The organism is bacterium, from assembly GCA_030654305.1.
Lineage (GTDB): Bacteria > Krumholzibacteriota > Krumholzibacteriia > LZORAL124-64-63 > LZORAL124-64-63 > PNOJ01.
The window spans coordinates 1-2,103 of record JAURXS010000522.1; the positions used below are offsets into that span (position 1 = coordinate 1).

Here is a 2,103-nt window from a genome sequence, read left to right on the forward strand (position 1 = left end):
TTCGGCATCTGCCTCGGCCACCAGATCCTGGCCCTGGCCCTGGGCGCGCGCACCTACAAGCTGAAGTTCGGCCACCGCGGCGGCAACCAGCCCGTGCGCGCGCCGGCGGGCGGCCGCGTGGAAATCTCCGCGCACAACCACGGCTTCGCCGTCGACCCCGCCACGCTGCCCGAGGGCGCCGCGGTCACCCTGGTCAACCTGAACGACGGCTGCTGCGAGGGGCTGGCGGCGCCGGCGCTGCGGGCCTTCGCGGTGCAGTACCACCCCGAGAGCGCGCCGGGGCCGCGCGATTCGCTGCGGCACTTCGACGACTTCGTCGCCCTGATGGCGGCCGCGCGCGGGGAGGCGACCCATGCCCAGGCGTGACGACCTGCGGACCATCCTGATCGTGGGCGCCGGACCGATCGCCATCGGCCAGGGCTGCGAGTTCGACTACTCGGGTGTGCAGGCCTGCAAGGCCCTGCGCGCCGAGGGCTACCGCGTCGTGCTGGCGAACTCGAACCCCGCGACGATCATGACCGACCCGCAGCTGGCGGACGCGACCTACGTGGAGCCGCTGACCGACGGCTTCCTGGAGCGCATCATCGAGCGTGAGCGGCCCGACGCCTTGCTGCCCACCGTCGGCGGCCAGACGGCGTTGAACCTGGCCGTGGAGCTGGCCGAGCGCGGCACGCTGGAGCGATTCGGCGTGGAGCTGATCGGCGCCCGCCTCGAGGCGATCCGCACCGCCGAGGACCGCTCCCGCTTCAAGGCCGCCATGATCGCCGCCGGCCTGCCGGTGCCGGTGAGCCGCTTCGTGCGCGCGGCCGGCGAGGTCGCCGACGCCGCCCGCGAGGTGGGCTTCCCCGCCCTGGTGCGGGCCTCGCGCACCCTCGGCGGCGCCGGCGGCGGCGTCGCCCGCGACCTCGCCGGGCTGGAGGCGGCTGTCGCGCACGGCCTGCGCCAGAGCCCCGTCGGCGAGGTGCTGGTCGAGCGGTCGCTGCTGGGCTGGAAGGAGTACGAGCTGGAGGTGATGCGCGACGGGGCCGGCAACTTCGTCGTGGTCTGCGCGATCGAGAACCTCGACCCGATGGGCGTGCACACAGGCGACAGCATCACCGTGGCGCCGGCCCAGACGCTCACCGACGTCGAGCTGCAGGACCTGCGCGACCTGGCGCGGCGCGTCACCGACGCCGTGGGCGTCGAGACCGGCGGCAGCAACGTCCAGTTCGCCGTCGACCCGCGCACCGGCGAGACCATGGTCATCGAGATGAACCCGCGTGTCTCGCGCTCCTCGGCCTTGGCCAGCAAGGCCACCGGATTTCCCATCGCCAAGCTGGCGGCCCTGATCGCCGTCGGCTACACGCTCGACGAGATCACCAACGACATCACGGGCGTCACACCCGCCAGCTTCGAGCCCAGCCTCGACTACTGCGTGGTGAAGATCCCGCGCTGGAACTTCGAGAAGTTCCCCGGCGTGGACGCGACGCTCGGCCCGCAGATGAAGAGCGTGGGCGAGGCCATGGCCATCGGCCGCACCTTCCCCGAGGCGCTGAACAAGGCGATCCGCAGCCTGGAGATCGGGCTGGACGGGTTCGGCGCGGATCTGGCGGCACGCTACGCGCCGGAGGGGGATGCCGCGCGGCGGCCGACCGCCGACCGGCTCTTCCACCTGGCCGCCCTGCTGGGGGACGACCGCACGGCCGGCGCGCTGGCCGCGGCGGACGCCGGTTACGATCCCTGGTTCACGGCGCAGCTCGTGCGGCTGCTGGACTTCGAAGCCGGGCTGCGCGCGGCGCCCGCCCTGGACGAGGGACTGCTGCGGGCGGCCAAACGGCTGGGTTTCGCCGACACGCAGATCGCCCGCCTGCGCGGTCTGGACCCGGCCGCGGTGCGCGCGCGACGGCGCGAGCTGGGCGTTGTGCCCTCGTACTACCGCGTCGACACCTGCGCCGCGGAGTTCGCGGCCCGCACGCCCTACCTCTACTCGTGCTACGAGCGCGGCTGCGAGGCGGCCCCCTCGTCGCGACCGAAGGTCGTGGTCCTGGGCGGCGGGCCCAACCGCATCGGGCAGGGCCTGGAGTTCGACTTCTGCTGCGTGCAGGCCTGCTGGGCCCTGTCGGC

At 73.6% G+C, this 2,103-nt stretch carries 2 protein-coding genes; both read left to right on the forward strand.

Features of this window, described 5'->3' with window-relative positions:
- The coding region (locus Q7W29_14715) for a carbamoyl phosphate synthase small subunit (GenBank protein MDO9173074.1) at positions 1–366 on the forward strand (366 nt) is incomplete at its 5' end.
- On the forward strand, positions 353–2,103 hold a 1,751-nt coding region (carB, locus tag Q7W29_14720; protein MDO9173075.1), incomplete at its 3' end, for a carbamoyl-phosphate synthase large subunit. The genes Q7W29_14715 and carB, both read left to right, overlap by 14 nt.